We start from the raw sequence: 1,328 nt of genomic DNA on the forward strand, positions 1-1,328 counted from the left end.
CAACGTGGAACATCAGCAACTGACCGTTCAGGCTGATCATGCGGATCAGGGTCACGGGGTCGTCGGCTGTGGTGCCCGTGATGCGCGCCATCAGCCGCGAGGTGACATCGTTCAATGGCTGGCGTACGCGGCGCAACGTGGAACATCAGCAACTGACCGTTCAGGCTGATCATGCGGATCAGGGTCACGGGGTCGTCGGCTGTGGTGCCCGTGATGCGCGCCATCAGCCGCGAGGTGACATCGTTCAATGGCTGGCGTACACGGCGCGTCAGGATCTCGGTTGCAATGGAAGGCTCGTGGCCCACCTGTTCCCGCGCGAAAAACAGCCGGTGATTTGTCGTCCCGCAACCTTTCGCGAACATCCGGTCGGCGATGGCTTCCTGAATGCGAATGAAAGCATCGATCAGCAGCGGCACGGCGGCGTTGTTTTCCAGCACCTGATTGGCATGCGCCACGACCGGCTCGAAATTGACCGCGGCTTCGTCGGCCATGTATTCCGCACACGCGCGATACACACCCTCTTTGTTCTCGAAGTAGTACTGCAGCGCCGGGGCATTGACGCCCGCGCGGGCAGCGATCTCGCGCGTCGATGCACCATCGAACCCGTGTTCTCCAAAAGATTCGATCGCCGCCACAATAATTCGCAGCCGTGTTTCGTCTCCACGTACGTAACCGCCTTCTGACGGACGGCGCAGCCTTTTTGTGTCGCTCATTCCAGCCTCCCAACGTCCAGGTGCAAAATATATCACTTGACACAATTCTTCCAACTGGAATAATTCTTCCGATTGGAATAAATTGGATTTTATAAAACGATGTCAACAACCGCCGGATCACCTCCGCAGGATCGCCTGCCGCAAGACTCCGCCGCTCAAGCTCCCCGTTCCCGACGCCGCCTGATCCTGATGGGCCTCGGGCTCGTGGTCATTGTCGTGGGCGGAATCTGGCTCGCGCGCTGGTGGACGGTCGGGCGCTTCATTGAAAGCACGGACGACGCGTATCTTCAGGCCGACAGCGTCACCGTTGCGCCGAAAGTGAGTGGTTATGTAACCGACGTGTACGTGGGCGACAACGCGACCGTCAAGGCCGGCGACCCGCTCGTGCGGCTCGATACGCGCCAGTATCAGGCGTCGCTCGAGCAGGCGGAAGCGACCATCGCGGCGCGCACGGCGGACATCCAGAAGGCGCAGGCGGATATCCTGCAGCAGCACGCGAATATCGATCAGGCAAAGGCGCAGGAACAGGTCGCGCGTTTCAGCGCCCAGCACGCACGCGATGAAGTCCAGCGCTATGCGCCGCTCACCGCCACGGGCGCGGAAACCCGCGAGCGA

At 61.0% G+C, this 1,328-nt stretch carries 1 protein-coding gene and 2 pseudogenes; 1 reads left to right on the top strand and 2 read right to left on the bottom strand.

The annotated features are described in order from the left end of the window. Window positions 1–91: pseudogene (locus ACRXB1_RS36140) on the bottom strand (CerR family C-terminal domain-containing protein); the annotation flags it as partial. A 31-nt stretch (window positions 92–122) separates the two neighbouring features. After that, window positions 123–713 (bottom strand): annotated as a pseudogene (locus ACRXB1_RS36145) (CerR family C-terminal domain-containing protein); the annotation flags it as partial. A gap of 99 nt (window positions 714–812) precedes the next feature. Here ACRXB1_RS36145 and ACRXB1_RS36150 point away from each other — a divergent pair. After that, the coding region (locus ACRXB1_RS36150; protein WP_449494788.1) for an HlyD family secretion protein at window positions 813–1,328 on the top strand (516 nt) is incomplete at its 3' end.

Source organism: Caballeronia sp. M23-90, assembly GCF_053574605.1.